Annotated in this window: 16 protein-coding genes; 4 read left to right on the top strand and 12 right to left on the bottom strand. The window is 74.8% G+C overall.

What is annotated here, in order from left to right; translation table 11 throughout:
* Positions 1-34 precede the first annotated feature (34 nt).
* Entirely contained in the window at positions 35-1,213 is a 1,179-nt protein-coding gene (locus tag PU704_RS02700; RefSeq protein WP_277550035.1) for a glycosyltransferase family 4 protein, read from the bottom strand.
* A gap of 101 nt (positions 1,214-1,314) precedes the next feature.
* Positions 1,315-1,713, bottom strand: a complete 399-nt coding sequence (locus PU704_RS02695) for a hypothetical protein (protein WP_047802460.1) — start codon at positions 1,711-1,713, stop codon at positions 1,315-1,317.
* 312 nt (positions 1,714-2,025) lie between these two features.
* On the opposite strand from PU704_RS02695, the gene PU704_RS02690 reads away from it, so the two are divergent.
* Positions 2,026-2,274: a WhiB family transcriptional regulator gene (locus tag PU704_RS02690; RefSeq protein WP_017833636.1), complete on the top strand. Its 249-nt coding sequence runs from the start codon at positions 2,026-2,028 to the stop codon at positions 2,272-2,274.
* A gap of 72 nt (positions 2,275-2,346) precedes the next feature.
* Here the strand turns inward: PU704_RS02690 and PU704_RS02685 are convergent, their stop codons facing one another.
* From PU704_RS02685 to PU704_RS02675, 3 genes are read right to left on the bottom strand one after another with little or no spacing between them, the layout of a single operon-like run.
* Positions 2,347-3,912 (bottom strand): sensor histidine kinase, encoded by a 1,566-nt coding sequence (locus PU704_RS02685; RefSeq protein ID WP_277550033.1) that lies wholly within the window; start codon positions 3,910-3,912, stop codon positions 2,347-2,349.
* A 48-nt stretch (positions 3,913-3,960) separates the two neighbouring features.
* A complete protein-coding gene (locus tag PU704_RS02680) occupies positions 3,961-5,343 on the bottom strand; it encodes a CpaE/TadZ family protein (protein ID WP_277550031.1) in 1,383 nt (460 codons plus the stop codon).
* Positions 5,340-5,993: an SAF domain-containing protein gene (locus PU704_RS02675; RefSeq protein ID WP_277550030.1), complete on the bottom strand. Its 654-nt coding sequence runs from the start codon at positions 5,991-5,993 to the stop codon at positions 5,340-5,342. Before PU704_RS02675 ends, PU704_RS02680 begins: the two co-directional genes overlap by 4 nt.
* Before the next feature lie 239 nt (positions 5,994-6,232).
* On the opposite strand from PU704_RS02675, the gene PU704_RS02670 reads away from it, so the two are divergent.
* A complete protein-coding gene (locus PU704_RS02670; RefSeq protein WP_047802457.1) occupies positions 6,233-6,448 on the top strand; it encodes a helix-turn-helix domain-containing protein in 216 nt (71 codons plus the stop codon).
* 34 nt (positions 6,449-6,482) lie between these two features.
* Here the strand turns inward: PU704_RS02670 and PU704_RS02665 are convergent, their stop codons facing one another.
* A complete protein-coding gene (locus tag PU704_RS02665; RefSeq protein ID WP_047802456.1) occupies positions 6,483-7,046 on the bottom strand; it encodes a hypothetical protein in 564 nt (187 codons plus the stop codon).
* A gap of 143 nt (positions 7,047-7,189) precedes the next feature.
* Here PU704_RS02665 and PU704_RS02660 point away from each other — a divergent pair, with 143 nt between their 5' ends.
* On the top strand, positions 7,190-8,080 hold the full coding sequence (locus tag PU704_RS02660; RefSeq protein WP_277550029.1) for a LysM peptidoglycan-binding domain-containing protein: 891 nt from the start codon (positions 7,190-7,192) through the stop codon (positions 8,078-8,080).
* A 101-nt stretch (positions 8,081-8,181) separates the two neighbouring features.
* The gene (locus tag PU704_RS02655; protein ID WP_277550028.1) at positions 8,182-8,697 is read left to right on the top strand and encodes an Rv3235 family protein; all 516 of its coding nucleotides are present in this window, start codon (positions 8,182-8,184) and stop codon (positions 8,695-8,697) included.
* 26 nt (positions 8,698-8,723) lie between these two features.
* On the opposite strand, the gene secA is transcribed toward PU704_RS02655, so the two are convergent.
* From secA to mtrA, 6 genes are all read right to left on the bottom strand, one after another.
* The gene (gene secA / locus PU704_RS02650) at positions 8,724-11,456 is read right to left on the bottom strand and encodes a preprotein translocase subunit SecA (RefSeq protein WP_277550026.1); all 2,733 of its coding nucleotides are present in this window, start codon (positions 11,454-11,456) and stop codon (positions 8,724-8,726) included.
* Positions 11,457-11,647: 191 nt separating this feature from the next.
* Entirely contained in the window at positions 11,648-12,334 is a 687-nt protein-coding gene (hpf, locus tag PU704_RS02645; protein WP_047802454.1) for a ribosome hibernation-promoting factor, HPF/YfiA family, read from the bottom strand.
* Between the two features lie 89 nt (positions 12,335-12,423).
* On the bottom strand, positions 12,424-13,218 hold the full coding sequence (locus PU704_RS02640) for a ComF family protein (RefSeq protein WP_277550025.1): 795 nt from the start codon (positions 13,216-13,218) through the stop codon (positions 12,424-12,426).
* A 144-nt stretch (positions 13,219-13,362) separates the two neighbouring features.
* A complete protein-coding gene (locus PU704_RS02635; RefSeq protein ID WP_277550024.1) occupies positions 13,363-15,057 on the bottom strand; it encodes an LpqB family beta-propeller domain-containing protein in 1,695 nt (564 codons plus the stop codon).
* Entirely contained in the window at positions 15,054-16,799 is a 1,746-nt protein-coding gene (gene mtrB, locus PU704_RS02630; protein ID WP_277550023.1) for an MtrAB system histidine kinase MtrB, read from the bottom strand. The genes PU704_RS02635 and mtrB overlap by 4 nt, the downstream gene beginning before the upstream one ends.
* Positions 16,796-17,479, bottom strand: a complete 684-nt coding sequence (mtrA, locus tag PU704_RS02625) for an MtrAB system response regulator MtrA (RefSeq protein ID WP_047802251.1) — start codon at positions 17,477-17,479, stop codon at positions 16,796-16,798. The genes mtrB and mtrA overlap by 4 nt, the downstream gene beginning before the upstream one ends.
* Between the last annotated feature and the right edge of the window lie 10 nt (positions 17,480-17,489).

Genomic DNA, 17,489 nt, shown 5'->3' with positions numbered 1-17,489 from the left:
GCGCCGGGCGTGCGCTGCGTACCAAAGTACCTGATCAGTCCGCGAAGCCCTGAAGCAGCCACTCGGCGGCGAGGCGGCCGGAGGCCGCCAGGGAGGCGTTCTCGGCCGCCCAGTCCGCGCGCCGGCGCCGCAGCCGGTCGTTCTCCTCGGCGAGGGCCGGGTCGCGCCGGCGGTCCAGGGCGGCGATCATCGCCTCGGCCACCGCGTCCGCGTCGTGGTCCACGGCCGCGCCCAGGCCGTTGTCCTCCACGAGCTGGGCGGCGACGCCGGCCCCGGCGTAGACGACGGGGGTGCCGCACGCGGCGGCCGCGTAGATCTTGGTGGGCTTGGTGAAGTCGTAGCCGATGTTCGGCAGCACGGCACCCAGGGCCGCCACGGCCCCGCGGGTCCACTCGGCGGTCTCGGCGGCAGGACGCAGCCCCTCGAAGACGACGTGGCCGGGGGCCGTGCGGGCGGCGATCTCCTCGACCCGGTCGATGTCGGAGCCACGGCCGAAGAAGCGCAGCTGCGCGTCCGGATGGGCGCGGAGGACCCGCGGCAGGGCGCGGACGAAGACGTCCGCGCCCTGCCACTCGGACATCGACCCGGCGTAGACGAAGTAGGGGGCGCCGGGGTCGGCCACGGGTCCGTCGGGCCGGAAGACGTCGGTGTCGATGCCGTTCTCGGCCACGAGCACCTTCTCCCACGCGACGCCGGTGACGGACTGCAGCTCCCGTCCCATGGCCTCGGAGACGGTGAGCACACCGGCGGCCCGCCGCGCCGCGAGCGTCTCCATGACCCGCATGGCCCGCTTGACCAGCGGCGAGACGTCCATCTTCTCCGCGGCGGTCGTCCAGATGTCCGGCGCGTACCAGATGTAGGGCCGGCCCCGCAGCACCGAGGCGGCGAGCACGGCCATCCCCGTGGTGGGGGGCGGCTCGCTGACCACGAGATCGGCGCGGGTGAGCAGCAGCCGGAAGAACACGGGGACGTCGAAGCTGAGGTACTGCACGATGCCGCGCACGTAGTCGAACCGGTCCCGTAGGACGGGCCAGCGCCGCACCGGATAGGGCTCGGGCTCGATCTCCGTCCCCGCGGGCGGGCGTGTGGTGAGGACGCGCACCTGCGCACCCCGCTCGGTGAGGCCCCGCGCCAGGGCGCGCAGCCGGAAGGACGCGGCAGCCGGCTCGGGGGCGAAGATGCGGCTGACGATGACGACGCGGCGGGGAGTCACGGGGAGACCACCTGTTCGGAGCTTCTCGACGGGCAGGGACACGGGCGGGGGCAGGGCACGACGGCGCCGGTTTCGGGCGCTCCCACTCTACTGGCTCGGTGCTACCGCACGGTGCGGCTCGTCCAGGCGAGCACCGTGGGGCGGAACAGCAGGAGGAGCACGACGGCGGCCGGCACGGCCAGGGCCAGGCCGAGCGCCCACTGGCCGCCCTGGAGCAGCGGGAGGGCGAGCACCAGCACGAACAGCTGGACCACCAGCGCCGCGGCCCGCGGCCAGCGGAAGCCGCGCCACAGGCCGCGGCCCACGTGCAGCAGCCACAGCGCGCCGCCGAGGAGCACGAGCACCAGGAAGACCGTCCCGCCCACGGTCAGGGGCTGCTCGAAGAGCAGCGTCCAGACCAGGCGCAGCCCGGCGACGGCCAGGGCCAGGGCCTCCAGCAGCACGATGCCGGACAGCACGGCGATCTCGCGCGGGCGCACGTCCGGGGAGGGGGTGGACATGGTGACGATCTCCTTCCGGCCGGGCCGCGGGGCGCGGACTGCCGCGCTCCCCCGCCACCATAGTGCGCCGGGCGGCGGCGGGGACGCCCCCGGCGGGCCCGGCCGGGACCGGCTGTGAGGAAGACCTCACCGACACGGGTGTGACCGGCGCCCTAAACCCCTTGTCCCCCACCCCGCGGCGTGGGAAGGTGGACGACAGTTCTTCACAAGGCCCGTGCGAGTGGGCCTTTTCTCTTGTCCCGGACGCCCCTGCCGCAGGATCGTTCTGCCCTGTGCGCCGGGACCCGTCCTTGAAAGGAGCGATCGCTGACCATGGATTGGCGTAGTCGCGCAGCATGCCTGGAGAAGGATCCCGAGCTGTTCTTCCCCGTGGGCAACACCGGACCTGCTCTGCTCCAGATCGAGGAGGCGAAGGCCGTGTGCCGCAGCTGCCCCGTGATGGACACCTGCCTCCAGTGGGCCCTCGAGTCCGGCCAGGACGCCGGGGTCTGGGGCGGGATGAGCGAGGACGAGCGGCGCGCCCTCAAGCGCCGCGCCGCCCGCGCCCGTCGCGCCTCCTGAGGCACCCGCCCGCGACGAGGACGTTCGCGGCACCCGAGGACCGGGACCCCACGGGGTCCCGGTCCTTCGTCGTCAGGGGCCGGGCTGGTCGTCGAGACGGGCCCGCACCGTGACCTCGGTGCCGCCGCCCTGGCGCCGGGACCAGTGGATCGACCCGCCCAGTTCCCCGGCCACGAGGGTGCGCACGATCTGCATCCCCAGGCCCTCCCCGACGTCCGCCCGCCGGAACGCGGCCGTGCCGGTCTCCTCGGGCACGACCGCGCCCATGCCCACCCCGTCGTCGCTCACCACGACCTCCAGCAGCTGGCCGGCGCCCTCCCCGTCGGGCACCCGGGAGGCCTCCAAGGTCACCGTCCCGGTCCGGCCGGCCAGTCCGTGCTCGACCGCGTTCGTCACCAGCTCGTTGATGACCAGGGCCAGGGGCGTGGCCAGGCGGGTCGGCAGCTCGCCGAACTCCCCGATGAGCCGGGTGCGCACCGACTGCTCCGGGGCGGCCACCTCCGCGGCGAGCCGGAACTGCCGCTCGATCAGCTCGTCGAAGTCCACGTTCTGCGAGAACCCCTGCGAGAGCGTCTCGTGCACCATGGCGATCGTCGCCACGCGGCGCATGGCCTGCTCGAGCCCGTGCCGGGCCTCGTCGGTGGTCATCCGCCGGGCCTGCAGCCGCAGCAGGGCGGAGACCGTCTGGAGGTTGTTCTTGACCCGGTGGTGGATCTCCCGGACCGTCGCGTCCTTGGACACGAGCTCCAGGTCCCGGCGGCGCAGCTCGGTGACGTCGCGGCACAGCAGCACGGCGCCCAGCCGGCCCGACCGGTCCCGCAGGGGCACGGAGCGGAAGTTCACGCTCACCCGGGCGCCCTCCACCTCGGTGCGCCAGGCGGTGCGCCCGCTGAGCACCGGGGCGAGCGTCTCGTCCGGTTCGACGCCCGGACCCAGTGCCGGCGGGACGACGTCCATGAGGCGCTTGCCGACCAGGTCGCCGTCGATCCCCAGCCGGCGCAGCGCGGACTCGGCGTTGGGCGAGACGTAGGCCACCCGGTCGTCGGCGTCGATCCGGATGGCGCCGTCCCCGACCCGCGGCGCGCCGCGGCGGGAGCCCGTGGGCGCCGAGAAGTCGGGCCACAGGCCCTCGTTGGCCATCCGCAGCAGCGCGTCCGCGGCCTCCCGGTAGACGACCTCCTGGAGGGAGGACACCTGCCCGGACCGCCGCCCGGTGTGCACGGTCAGCAGGGCGAGGGTGCGGCCGTTGCGCACGAGCGGGACGATCTTGACCTGGGCGGCCGAGGCCGGCCCGTCCCCTCCCGCACGCAGGAGCTCGATCCGCCGCCCCACCCATGCCGCGCGCAGCGGCCCGGCGAGCTCCTCGGGCATCAGCTCCCCGACCATGTCCTGGTGGAAGACGGTGGGCCCCGTGGCCGGCCGGACGTGGGCGAGGACCCGGAAGGGGCTGCCCGGTGCGGGCATGCCGCGGCCGTTGCCGCTGCCGGCGGAGGGGATGTAGTCCACCGGGAAGCTCAGCACGAGGTCGCCGAAGGCGAGGTCGGAGATGAGCTGCCAGTCCCCCACGAGCAGGTGCAGCCACTCGTAGTCGCCGGGACCGAAGTCCCCGCAGTTCCTCAGGGGGTCCGTGAACGCCACGTCGTCTCCGGTCGTCGCGGGCGGAGGAACCGGGCGGTGCCTCCGGGATCAGCGGCGCAGCCAGGCCCCGATCCTGCCGCCCAGCCTAGTACCGCGCACCACCGGTTCCCCGCCCGCGTCCGCCGGCTCGGCGAGCACCCCCGCGGCGAGCCGGCGCAGCGCCGCCCGCACGGGCGAGCCGGCCGCGGTCTCGGCCAGCACCGCGCCCGCCAGCAGCGCCTCGTCGAAGGTCTCCGGGTCCCACGGCACGAAGTGCTCCACGGCCGGTCCGGAGCCGAACCGGGCCCATGCCTCGCGGATCCCCAGTTCCGGGGCCCGTCCCGCCGCGGAGCGGCGCAGCTTCTTGACCGTGACGACGAGCCGGGCGCCCGGCGCCGCGGCGGCGACGTCGGACAGACCCTTGACCAGCCGGGGCACGCCGATGGCGTCCGCCGCCCCCACGGCCACGACCACGTCGGCCCGTTCCAGCACCGTCAGCGCCGCCGCGTGCCGGCGGGGCGCCATCGAGTCCACGGTCAGCTCCTCGTCGGCCTCGAGCGCGAAGCCGCAGTCGACGACCGTCGTCCCGAACTCCTGGGCGCACCGCTCGAGGACCGTCGCCACCGCTCCCGAGCGCAGCTCCGGCCACCGGTCCTGACGGGTGAGGCCGGTGAGCACCCGCACTGTCCGCCCCGCGACCGCCACGTCGGCGGCGGTCCGGCGCAGCGCGGGGCCGTCGAGCCGGCCCTGGTCGGCCAGGCGGCAGGCCTGGGCGAGCCCCGCCGCCTCGTCCAGCATCCCCAGGGCGGCGGCCACCGAGGGCCCGTAGGTGTCGGCGTCCGCCAGGGCCGCGTCCTCGCCGAGCAGCGCGAGCTCCGCCGCGAGGTTGACCGCCACGGTCGTGCGGCCGGGCGCTCCGGTGGGGCCCCACACCGCCACGATCCGCCCGGACCGGGGCGGGTGCGGCGGCTCCGCGCCGGGCGGGGCGGACTCGGGCCCGCTGACCGGCCCGTCGGCGGCCTCGACGGCGGCGAGCTCTCTGCCGTCGGCCTTCCGCTCCGGTGCGTACGCGGCGACGTCGGCGTAGCCGACGGCACTCGGGGCGGCCGCCGCGGCGGCCACCGCCTCCTCCATCAGGCGCGCGGCGTCGGCCGGACCCGCTCGTTCCGGGACGACCACCGCGCCGAGCCCGGCGAGCCGGCGGTGGTCGTGCCCCTCGAGCACCAGCAGCACCGCTCCGCCGAGCCGGACCTGCTCCAGCAGGCTGGCGGTCAGCTCCTCGGCGCCCTCCGCGACGAGGGCGGCCCGGCCGAGGCCCGCCCGCGCCGCCGCGAGGAGCTCGGTGAGGTCCAGGCAGCGCCGGACCACCGTGACGGGCCCGTGCAGCCGCTCGATGCCGTCGACCAGGGGCCACGTGGAGATCCCGAGGGCCATGACCGGCAGACCCGTCACGGCGCGCCCGCCGGGTTCCACACGAGCGTGACCCGGGCGTCGTTGCCCAGGGCGTCCACGACGTCCTCCATCGGGCCGTCCTCGACGAGCACGTGCACCACCGTGCCGCGGCCCGCCCCCAGCGCGGTCTCCTCCGCGGAGACCGAGGCGATCTCCGCGGCGGGCAGCAGCAGGCGCGCGGGCTCGTGGCCGCGACCGGAGGGCCTCTGGGCCGCGACCCACACGTCGACGCGCGCGCCCGCCGCGGCGTCCTCGGGCAGCGGGTGCTCGATGGGCACCGCGACCGGCTTGCGATCGAGCCGGTCGGCCGTGCCGAGGGCGGCTCCCGGCAGCAGCTGGCCCTGCGGGATCCGCTGCGTCGCCACCGTGCCCGGGGCGGGGCCGGCGCCCGCGGGGACGTACAGGTCGGCGGCGTCCTGGAGGCGGACGTCCACGGCCACGACGTCGTCCTCGGTCACGGCCTGCCCGACCTCGAGGTCACGGGCCGCGGCCAGATAGGGGTCCGTGCGGTTGGTGGCCGTCACCACCGCGGTGACCCCGGCGACGGAGAGCAGCACGAGCAGCAGCCCGGTGAGCAGCCGCGGATCCTTCCAGGTCGGCTTCCTGAACCGGGCCGACGCGGCGTCCGCGCCCCTGACCGTGCCGCTCATCGGCGACCGCCTTCCTCCTGCGTGGGCGGGCCCTGGCGCCGCGCTCGTCGCCCACATTCTGCCCGTGCGGCAGGAGCACCGGAACAGCCCGGTGCACAACTGGGGACAGCCCGCGCCCGTCCCGCACGGGCTCCGGGTCAGCAGGACGGGTGCGTCCCCCCCTTGTGGACGGCCACCCGGGGACGGGCGTTCGGTGGCAGACTGGGACCGACGAGCAACGACGTGCGAGGAGGCGGAGCATGGCGCAGCAGCGCTTCCTGACCCTGGCCGACGTGGCCGAGATCCTCAACATCTCCGCCACGCAGGCGAGAGCCCTGGTGCGCAGCGGGGAGCTGCCGGCCATCCAGGTGGGCGGGCGTGGTCAGTGGCGGGTGGAGACGGCCAAGCTGGAGGAGTACATCGCCCGCGGCTACGAGCGCACCGCGGAGGCCGTGCGCTCCGGTTCCCTGGACTGACCAGTCCCCGGGCGGCGCCGCTCCGGCGGTGCGCTCACTCTCCGCTGAGAGAGGAGACGCAGACCAGGGCCGAGAACGGCACCGCCCGCGAGGCGGTCACGCTGCCCCGCCTGCGGTAGTCGTCGTCCGGGTGCAGGGCCAGGTCCACGAAGTCGGCGCCCACCCCGTCGATCGTCCCGTCGAGCTCCCCCAGGGCGCCGCCGCCGGTGAGCCGGATCCGCACCCGCGCCCGTCCCCGGGCGAGCGCCCGCAGCGCGTGGGCCAGCCCCAGGCGCACGGTCACGGTATCCGCGGCCGGCTGCCATCCCCGGCCCAGGGACTCCCACCACAGCACCGCGCTCAGCGGCACGAGGTGCTCGGCCCCCCGGTCCTCGAGAGCGACCCACCCGGCGCCCAGCGCCCGCACCCGTCCCTCGACCGGGACGGAGCCGGCCAGCAGTGCCCGCACCGGTTCCCCGCGCCGCCGGCGCAGCCGGTCCGCCAGCTGCACCCGCGCGTACTCGGCGCGGGCCTGCTCGGCGGCCTCGGCCTCGAGCGCCTGCTGGCCCGCGGCGGCCAGCTGGGCCTCCATGTCCGCGAACAGCTGCTCCCAGCGCACCCGGGCCTCCCTCCGGCGCCCGGCACCTCCGGCCGGGCAGGCCCTCAACCTAGGACCGCCCCGCACGGCCGTCAAGGAGTTCCCTGTGCACCGCAGGAGGTGGGGCCTTTACACCCGGGCGCTGACGGTGCTACCAATTCCCCATGACACCAAAACGTGTCAAACGACACCAAACAGCACCAAGTGGAAGCAAACGTCGTGAAGGTCGAGCGTCGCACAGGGGTGCCACGGCGGGCTCCGCGTCCCGCGCCGCGGCCGAGCTGTGGCCGGCCCTGCTGCTTCCCGCCCTCGGCCTGTCGCTCGCCGCCAGCGGTGCCGTCCTCCTCGGCGGGGTTCCCGGCGGCGAGCGCAGCAGCGGGATCCGCGGGATCAGGTGGTCCGCCGCCGCGGAGCCCGAGCAGCTGCTCGGGCTCGCTGCGGCCGGCCTCGGCTGCGCCGTGGTGCTGGCCTGGGCGGCGGCCGCCTCCCTCGCCGTCCTCGCGGTGCTGGCCGGGCACCACCGGTGGGAGCGCCTGGGCCGGCTGTGCGGGCACTGCTCCCCGGCGCTGCTGCGCCGGGCCGCCGCCGCGGCCCTGGGGCTGCAGCTCGTCGCGGCCCCGGGCGCGGTCGCCGACGACGCGCCCTCCCCGTTCTGGTCCGGGCGCACGACGGTGCACGGACCCTCCGCGTCGGTTCCGGACGGACCGGCGCAACCGTCCGCCGCACCGGCCGACCCCGGAGCGGCACACCCCGCACCGCTCCCCCCGCCCGTCGTGCCGGTCGCACCCTCCGCGCCCTCGACCGGGGAGGCACCGCGATTCCCCGGTGCGCCTCCGGCGCCGGCGGAGCGCACGGTCGACGGCGCCGTCACCGTCCTGCGCGGCGACACCCTGTGGTCCCTTGCGGCGGCGCAGCTCGGCCCCGGGGCCTCGGCCGCGGAGGTCGACCGCGCCTGGCCGGCCTGGTACGAGCTGAACCGGCACGTCCTGCCGCACGGGCCTCACCTGCTGTTCCCCGGTCAGCGGCTCGTGGTCCCCGGCACCGGGGACCACTGACCGCTCCGCCCCGACTGCCCCGTCCCGACCACTCCGCCTTGAACACTCCGTCCTGACCATTCCGCCCCGACCACCGTCGCACCGCTCCCAGGAGGCCCGCCATGAACGCACCCGCCGCCGGTTCCGATCCTGTCGCCCGGCCGCTCGCTCCCCGACCGTCCCCGGCCGCCCCGCCGGTCCGCCGGGAGCGCCCCGCGCCGCCCACGGCCCCGGGCGGCTACACCTGGGGCGCCACCCGCGTGGTCGGCGGCACCGCCGAGGACGAGCTGGGCCGGGTCACCGCGCTCGCCCGATCCATCGGCCAGGCGGCCGTGGAGGTGCTCGGCGGGAGCCGGCCGGCGGCGCAGCTGGGCCGGTGGACCAGCCCGGAGATCGTGCAGCGCTTCCAGCAGCGGGCCGACATGCTGCGGCTGCTGCAGGAGCAGTTCGAGGGCAAGGCCTCGCTGCAGGAGCTGCACCGCAACCCGCACGTCCGCCGGTGCCGGGTCTGCCGGGTGGACCGCGGCGTCTACGAGGTGGCCCTCGTGCTGGTCGAGCCGCGGCGCGGGCGGGCCGTGGCCATGCGGGTGGAGCGCCTGGGGCGGGGCTGGAGCGTCACCGAGCTCGAGGTCGGCTGACGCCGCCCCGGTGCGCCCGGCTCCGCTCAGCCCTCCGCGGCCTCTGCGCTGCCGGCCCGGGCGCGGGCCCGGCGCCCCGCCCGGTTCGGGGCCGCGTCGTCCGCGGCGGCCGCCCCGTCCGCTCCGTCCGCGCCGGCCCGGACCGCCGCGGGGGCCGGCTCCACCCGGGTCTGCGTCCCGCCGGTCTCGCCGGGGGCGGTGTACTGCAGGAAGCTGGGCTGGCGCGGGATCTGCAGCTCCACGGGACCGCCGTCGGCGCCCACGCGCTGACGGCGGATCTCCATCCGGAACAGCGTGGAGACCGTCTCCTCGCGGATCGCCCCCATCATCTCCTGGAACATCGCGTACCCCTCGCGCTGGTACTCCACGAGCGGGTCCCGCTGGGCCATGGCCCGCAGGCCGATGCCCTCCTTGAGGTAGTCCATCTCGTACAGGTGCTCGGGCCACTTGCGCCCGATGACCGAGAGCAGCACACGCCGCTCCAGGTTGCGCATGGCCTCCGGGCCGACCTCCTCCTCGCGCTGGGCGTAGACGAGGCGGGCGTCGGAGAGGATCTGCTCGCGCAGGAACTCGGCGGTGAGGCGGGTGCGCCCGCCGGCCTCCTCCACGACCTCGTCGACCGTGAGGGTCACGGGGTAGATCGTGCGCAGCGACTCCCACAGCCCCTCGAGGTCCCAGTCCTCGGGATGGCCCACCGCGGTGCGGTCCTCGACCGTGGAGCTGACGACCTCGTCGACGAACTGGACGATCTGCTCCTGCAGGTCGTCGCCCTCCAGAACGCGGCGGCGGTCCCGGTAGACAGCCTCGCGCTGGCGGTTGAGGACGTCGTCGTACTTCAGGACGTTCTTGCGCTGCTCGGCGTTGCGGCCCTCCACCTGGCTCTGCGCGGAGGCGATGGCCCGGGAGACGATCTTGTGCTCGAGCGCGGTGTCGTCCGGGGCCCCTGCCATGAGCCGCTGGGCGGCGCCGGCGTTGAACAGGCGCATGAGGTCGTCGGCCAGCGACAGGTAGAACCGCGACTCGCCCGGGTCGCCCTGGCGCCCGGACCGCCCGCGCAGCTGGTTGTCGATGCGCCGGGATTCGTGCCGCTCGGTGCCCAGCACGTACAGGCCGCCGGCCTCGACGACCTCCTGGTGCTCCACCTTCGTCTCGGCCTCGCACGCGGCCAGCACCTCGGGCCAGACGCGCTCGTACTCCTCGGCGTCGCGCTGGGGGTCCAGGCCCCGCTCGCGCATCCGGTCGACCGCGTTGAACTCGGCGTTGCCGCCGAGCATGATGTCGGTGCCGCGGCCGGCCATGTTGGTGGCCACCGTGACGGCGCCCCGGCGACCGGCCTGGGCGACGATCGCGGCCTCACGGGCGTGGTTCTTCGCGTTGAGCACCTCGTGGCGGACCCCGCGCTGGGCCAGCAGCTTGGAGAGGTACTCGCTCTTCTCGACCGACACCGTGCCCACCAGGACCGGCTGACCCTTGGCGTGGCGCTCCTCGATGTCCTTGACCACGGCGGCGAACTTGGCGACCTCGTTCTTGTAGACGAGGTCGGGGCGGTCCACGCGGGCGAGCGGGCGGTGGGTCTCGATGGACACGACGCCCAGCCCGTAGGTGTTCATGAACTCGGCGGCCTCGGTCTCGGCGGTGCCCGTCATGCCGGAGAGCCTGTCGTAGAGGCGGAAGTAGTTCTGCAGGGTGACCGTGGCGAGGGTCTGGTTCTCCGCCTTGATCTCCACCCCCTCCTTCGCCTCGATGGCCTGGTGCATGCCCTCGTTGTAGCGGCGCCCGGCGAGGATGCGGCCGGTGTGCTCGTCGACGATCATCACCTCGCCCTTGAGCACCACGTAGTCCTTGTTGGCCCGGAAGAGCTCCTTGGCCTTGATCGCGTTGTTCAGGAAGCCGATGAGGGGGGTGTTCTGCGCCTCGTAGAGGTTGTCGATGCCCAGCCAGTCCTCGACCTTCTCGATCCCGGACTCGAGCACGCCCACGGTGCGCTTCTTCTCGTCGACCTCGTAGTCCGTCTCCGGGTGCAGGCGCTGCACGAGGCGGCCGAACTCGGTGTACCACCGGTTGGCCTCGCCGGAGGCCGGCCCGGAGATGATCAGCGGGGTGCGCGCCTCGTCGATGAGGATGGAGTCCACCTCGTCGACGATGGCGAAGTTGTGCCCGCGCTGGACCAACTCGTCGGGGCTCCAGGCCATGTTGTCGCGCAGGTAGTCGAAGCCGAACTCGTTGTTGGTGCCGTAGGTGATGTCCGCGACGTACTGCTGCCGGCGGGTCGCGGGGTCCTGGTTGGCCAGCACCACCCCGGTCTCCATGCCGAGGAACCGGTAGACGCGGCCCATCAGGTTCGCCTGGTACTCGGCCAGGTAGTCGTTCACGGTGACGACGTGCACGCCCTTGCCGGTGAGGGCGTTGAGGTAGGCCGGGGCCGTGGCGACGAGGGTCTTGCCCTCGCCGGTCTTCATCTCTGCGATGTTGCCGAGGTGCAGGGCGGCGCCGCCCATGAGCTGGACGTCGTAGTGGCGCTGGCCCAGGGTGCGCGAGGCCGCCTCCCGGACCACGGCGAAGGCCTCGGGCAGCAGCCGGTCCAGCGACTCGCCGTCGGCCACCCGGGCGCGGAACGCGACCGTCTCGGCGCGCAGCTCCGCGTCGCTGAGCTCCCGGAAGCTGTCCTCGAGGCTGTTGATGGCGGCCGTGTAGGACCGCAGCCTCGTCAGGACCTTCTTGTCTCCGGTCCTGAGGACTTTCTCCAGGAATGACGCCACGTGCACACGCTCCTCGGTGTTCGACTGCCGTGTTGGGCTGGTGGGGGGAATTACGGCACCTGCTCCAGTCTACGGGAGCAGGCCCGTTCCGGCGGGCACGGAGGAGCCCGGTGGCGCCGACCACCGGGCTCCTCCGGGGCGGGACACGGCCGGCTCCCGGCCGGCGGGGTCCCGCGCTCAGCGGTGCGTGCTCAGCGGGCGCCCTCGGTCTGGTACGCCCGGACGCTCTCCTGGGGCTCCTCGCCGTTCTCGCTGAGGCTGATCACGCCGTAGCTCCAGCCCTTGCGGCGGTAGACGGCGGAGGGCTCCCCCGTCTCCTTGTCGAGGAAGAGATAGAAGTCGTGGCCGACCAGTTCCATGTGGTCGACGGCCTCGTCGACGCTCAGCTCGGCGGCGGGGAACCGCTTGCGCCGGATCTCGACGGGCGTGACCGCGTCGGAGAGGCTCACGCTCTGGTCGAACGCCTCCTGCTCGGCGGTCGCGAGCTCTTCGGGGGTGGTGTAGATGGGTCCGGAACTCGGGACCACGGGCAGGGCGCCGGTGGCCTCGTGAACGGCGGTGGGGCGGTGGGCGCCGCGGTGCACCTTGCGGCGGTCGCGCGCGCGGCGCAGCCGCTCGAGCAGCTTGCTGTAGGCCTCGTCGAAGGCCGCGAACTTGTCGTCGCCGCGCGCCTCGGCCCGCAGGACCGGGCCGCGCCCGGACACCGTGATCTCCACGCCCATGCCCTGATGGCCCGGCATCGCGTGGTCCTTGGTGACCTTGACATCAATGCGCTGGACCTTCTCGCCCAGCTCCTCGAACTTGACGACCTTCTCGGCGGCGTACTCCTTGAACCGCTCCGGTACGGCGACGTTGCGCCCCATGACGTTCAGTTCCATGATGCCCTCCAGTTGTCGGGGGTGACGTGGGCGGATGGGGCCGCCCACCCGGGAGGATTGTTGCTTCCCGTGACTCAACGTTAGTGGAATCACAGTCGATATTCACCAGCCCCCGGAGGCGCCGGGCGGGAATCAGCGGTGAGCGGAACCGCCGGCGGGCGCACCGCCGCGAGGACCACGGCGCCCACCACGTCCGCGCCGCCGGCCCGCAGCGCCCGGGCCGCCTCGGCGAGGGTCGCGCCCGTGGTCAGCACGTCGTCGACGACGACGCAGCGGGCCCCGGCGGGCACGGCCGCCCGCAGCGACCCCGCCTGCCGGGTGCGCCGGCCCGCGCGGCCGAGCCGCTTCTGCGCCGGCCCGGGGAGCACGCCGCTGCGGTGCCGCAGGTGCCCGGCGACCGCGGTCCCCGCCGGGAGCACCCCGCGGCGTGCGCAGTCCTCCAGCAGGACGAGCACGGGGTCGAACCAGCGCCGCCGCAGGGCGGACGGCGCAGTGGGCACCGGGACCAGGAGCACCGGCCCCGGCGGCCACGACGGCGCGGCCGCACGCAGGGCGGTGGCCAGAGCGGCCGCCAGGACGGGGGCGAGGTCGGTGCGGCCGCCGTTCTTGAACGCCAGCAAACAGGTCGCCAGCTCGTGGGCGTAGCGGCCGGCGGCGGTGACCGGCAGGCACGGCCCGAGCAGGGGCGCGGCCGAGGCGGCCTCGAACGGCCGGGCGCACGAGCGGCGCAGCAACATCCGGCAGCCCCGGCACAGGCCGCTGCCCGGCGCCCGGCACACCGCGCACTCCACCGGCACGAGGACCTCGGCGGCCTCGGCCAGCCGGTCCAGGACGCGGACGGCCGCACGGTCCAGGGCGCGGGCGCGTTGCGGTTCGACGGGCATGGGCCCATGGTGGCCCGGAGGACCCGCCCGGCGCGCGGGGCGGACCCGGGTCCGCACGGCCGCGCCTGTGGACCGCGCGGCGCCCGACGACGCGCCGGGGGGCACCCGTGGCGGACGTCCCGCCGGCGGACGGCGGCGGGGGCGTCAGCCGGCGAAGGCGGTGTCCCGCACGTCCTCGCTCTGCGGGGCCCAGGCGTTGCCGGTGAGCATGTGCAGCGTCCCGCCGGCCACGGCGTAGACGGAGGAGGCGCCGTTGCCGCCGCTGAGTCCCGTGAGCCCCTCCAGGCCGGGCAGCTCCCGGTGGCGCCCCGACACGTCGTAGACCCGGGGCCGCACGGACCCGGTCCCGCCGAGCGGGGCGGTCACGAACTCCCGGTCGCTGAGCCACAGCGCCACGTCCGCGTCCACGTCGGCGGCCACCCGGTACGGCTCGTTGAGCCGCTGCGGAGCGCCCCCGGATCCGCGCACCACGCCCGAGAGCCACACCTGCGCGACCCCGTCGTCCTGGGTGACCACCAGCGCCCGCGTGCCGCCGCGGGAGATCCGCAGGGACGTCACCGTCCGCGCGGCCAGCCACGGGGCCTCCACGCGCACCGGTTCCGCGTCCCGGGCCCCGGGGCGCACGGCCCGCACCGTCCCGGCCGAGTCCGCGGCCCACACCCACCCGTGCTCGTCGAAGCTCGGGCGGGTCAGGCCCGTGCCGCTGAAGCGCTCCACGGGCTCCGACGCACGGTCCATGGTCACCAGGGCGCCGGTGCCGGCGTCCACGAACGCGAAGTGCTCGGCGGCGGTGTCCATCGCCGGGCTGGAGGGCCGGTGGCCGTCCAGGGACGCGAGGCCGTTGACGACGTCGGTCTGGCCGCCCTGGTAGAACACGAGCCCGCCGTCGCGCAGGCCGATCTGCCGGGACGGCACCGTGACGTCCTCGACCGGGGCCGCGTCGGTCCATCCCGCACCGAGCTCCACGGGCGCGCCGTCCACGAGCAGCTCGACGTCGTTCACGGCGGTGAGCGAGCGCAGGCTCAGCGCGAGCTGGTCGTGCATCCGGCGGTTGGTCTCGATGTTCGCCGGGTCGAAGTCGGGCACGCTGAGCTCCACGGTCGCGGTGCCGTTGCGCACCGGCACCGCCGAGCCCGCCAGCGTGGTGCCGGCGGGGAAGGCGGTGCTCACCGCGCCGCGCAGGTAGGGGGCGGGGCCGCCGAGCAGGCCGCGCACGATCGAGGTGGACACGGGCGTGCGGTCGGGGAACCAGCGCGGGTCCGCGACGAAGTTGCTCTCGTCCGTGTCGGCGAAGTAGAGCTGGTGGGGCTCGAAGATCTCCTCGAAGTCCGTGGCGGTGAGCACGGTGGCGTCGGGGGCGTCCGAGATCCGCCACTGCCCGTCCACCTGGACCACGTCGAAGTCGAGCACCTCGGCGGCCCCGGCGGGCTTGCGCTCGATCACGCCCGTGCCGTCCACGACGGCGGCGACCTCGAGGCTCATCCGGTACTCGTTCTCCTCCAGCCGGGGCACGAGCGACGGCTCGCCGCGGTGCACGATGGTGCGCGCGTCGGGGTGCCAGGTCGCCGCGAGCTCCGGGGTCAGGTACTCCCGGGCCACGGAGTAGTCGTCGCCCACGCCCGTGCCGGCCGCGAGGAAGCCGCGGATCACCTGCTCGGGCGCCGCGCCGTCCTGGGGGCCCGCCGGTGCGACGTCGTAGGTGGGCTCGGCCGTGGTGCGGGTCGGCTCGGCGTGGCGGTGGACCGGCCCGGAGCGTGGAATGGCGCCGCAGCCGCCGAGGGCCACCGCCAGGCACAGGGCGGCGGCCGTCGTGGCCCGGCGGCGGTGGGTGCTGCTCATGATCGGTCCTCCTCGTCGGCCGGCGCCGCCGGAGGTGTCTCCTCCGGCGGCCGCACGGACGTCAGGACCAGGGTGCCGGTGGCCGTGACCTCCGCCGTCTCCGGGTAGGCGGCGGGATCCGGGGGCAGGCCGACGGGGCTGGTGTCCTCCGGTCCGAGCCGGCGCGCGCGGGTGCGGGGCAGGGTGAGCCGGAAGCAGGCGCCCTCCCCCGGGGCGCCCCAGACGTCGAGGCGGCCCCCGTGCAACCGGGTGTCCTCGGTCGCGATGGCCAGGCCCAGGCCGGTCCCGCCCGTGGTGCGGGCCCGGGCGGGGTCGGCGCGCCAGAAGCGGTTGAACACCTTCTCCGCCTCCGCCTCGTCCATGCCGATGCCGTGGTCCCGCACGGCCACGGCCGCCGCGACGTCGGAGGCGCCCACGACGATGTCGATGGGCCGGCCCTCCCCGTGCTCCAGGGCGTTCACGACGAGGTTGCGCAGGATCCGCTCGATCCGCCGCTGGTCGCCCTGGACCGTGCAGCGGGACAGCTCGGAGCGCACCCGCACGGCCGACCCCGAGGAGACGGCGAGCGGGGCGGCGCCCTCCACGACGTCGTGCACCACGGAGAACAGCTCCACGCTGGTCACCTCGAGCCGGGCGGCGCCGGCGTCGAAACGGGAGATCTCGAGCAGGTCGGCCAGGAGGGAGTCGAAGCGGTCCACCTGGTGGTAGAGCAGCTCGGCGGACCGCCGGTTGACGGGGTCGAAGTCCTCGCGGGCGTTGAACAGCACCTCCGCGGCCATCCGGACCGTGGTCAGCGGGGTGCGCAGCTCGTGGGAGACGTCGGAGACGAAGGTCTGCTGCATCGAGGAGAGCTGCTCCAGCTGGGTGATCTGCTCCTGCAGGCTGTCGGCCATCCGGTTGAATGAGCGCGCCAGCCGGGCGACCTCGTGCGAGCCGCTGACCGGCAGGCGCACCCCGAGGTCGCCCTCGGCGAGCTGCTCGGCCACCCGGGCCGTGCTGGAGACGGGGCGGACGACCTCCCGGGTCACGTACCAGACGATCGCGCCCACGAGCAGGAGCAGCACCACGACCGACAGCAGCAGCACCGCGTGCATCGCGTCCAGGGTCCGCTGGGGCTCGGAGAAGTCGTAGACGAGGTAGAGCCCGTAGCGGGAGTTCTGGTAGAGCTCCACCACCGTGCCCACCACGACGACCGGGACCTCGTCCCCGTTCTCCGTCATCCGCACCGAGGCGGGCTGCCAGAACACCCCGTCCTGCTCCGCGAGGCGCTTCTGCAGCTCCTGCGGGACGGTGCTCGACGTCATCCACGGGCTCTGGCTCTGCGCCGGGATGAGGGTCTGCCCGCTCGTGTAGTCCATCGGCAGCAGGATCCAGCGCTCCGTCTCGGCGCCGTCGACCGAGAGCGCGCCCAGGGTGGAGGCGACGAGCGCCTGCAGCTCGTCGCGGTCCGAGGCGTCGGAGGCGTCGAAGCTGGCCTGCACCTGCTCGAAGTCCGCGGTGGCGGAGGCGAGCACCTGGTCGAGGCGCTCGTTGAAGAGCCGGTCGGCGATCTGGTGCGAGAGGAAGCTGCCGGTGACGAAGAACGCCAGTGCCGTCAGGGACAGGGACACGGCGATGGCGCGGAACTGCAGGGACTGCCGCCAGCGGCGCGCCAGGAGGAGCCGGAACAGCTGCAGGCGGCGGCCCGTGGCGCGGGCCGGCCCGCGGCGCCGGGGGGAGGCGACGGCGTCCGGCGGGGTCATCGGGCGGACGAGCCCGCCTTGTAGCCGACGCCGCGCACGGTGACCACGATCTCGGGGTTCTCCGGGTCCCGCTCGATCTTGGAGCGCAGCCGCTGCACGTGGACGTTGACCAGCCGGGTGTCGGCGGCGTGCTGGTAGCCCCACACGTCGCGCAGCAGCATCTCGCGGGAGAAGACCTGGTGCGGGGCCCGGGCCAGGGCGGTGAGCAGGTCGAACTCGAGCGGGGTGAGGTTGATCTCGTGGTCGCCGCGGTGCACGCTGTGCCCGCTGACGTCGATGGTCAGGTCACCGATCCGCAGCTCGGAGGAGTGGGCCCGCTCGACCGGGCGCAGGCGGGCTTTGACCCGGGCCACGAGCTCGGCCGGCTTGAAGGGCTTGGGCACGTAGTCGTCGGCGCCGGCCTCCAGCCCGCGGACGACGTCGACGGTGTCCGACTTCGCGGTGAGCATCACGACCGGGACGTCGGAGATCGTGCGGATCTCGCGGCAGACCTGGATGCCGTCCTTGCCCGGGAGCATGAGGTCGAGCAGCAGCAGGTCCGGGCGCACGGCGCGGAACGTGTCCACGGCCGTGCCGCCGTCGTAGCAGAAGACGGGCTCGAAGCCCTCCGCGGTCAGGACGATCCCGATCATCTCCGACAGGGCAGCGTCGTCGTCGACGACCAGTATTCGCGCGTTCATCGCCTCTCCG

This window comes from Kocuria oceani (assembly GCF_029524215.1).
Classification (GTDB): Bacteria; Actinomycetota; Actinomycetes; order Actinomycetales; family Micrococcaceae; genus Kocuria; species Kocuria oceani.
Note: the sequence above shows the minus strand (reverse complement) of the source record. Positions and strands in the feature narration are given on the sequence as shown.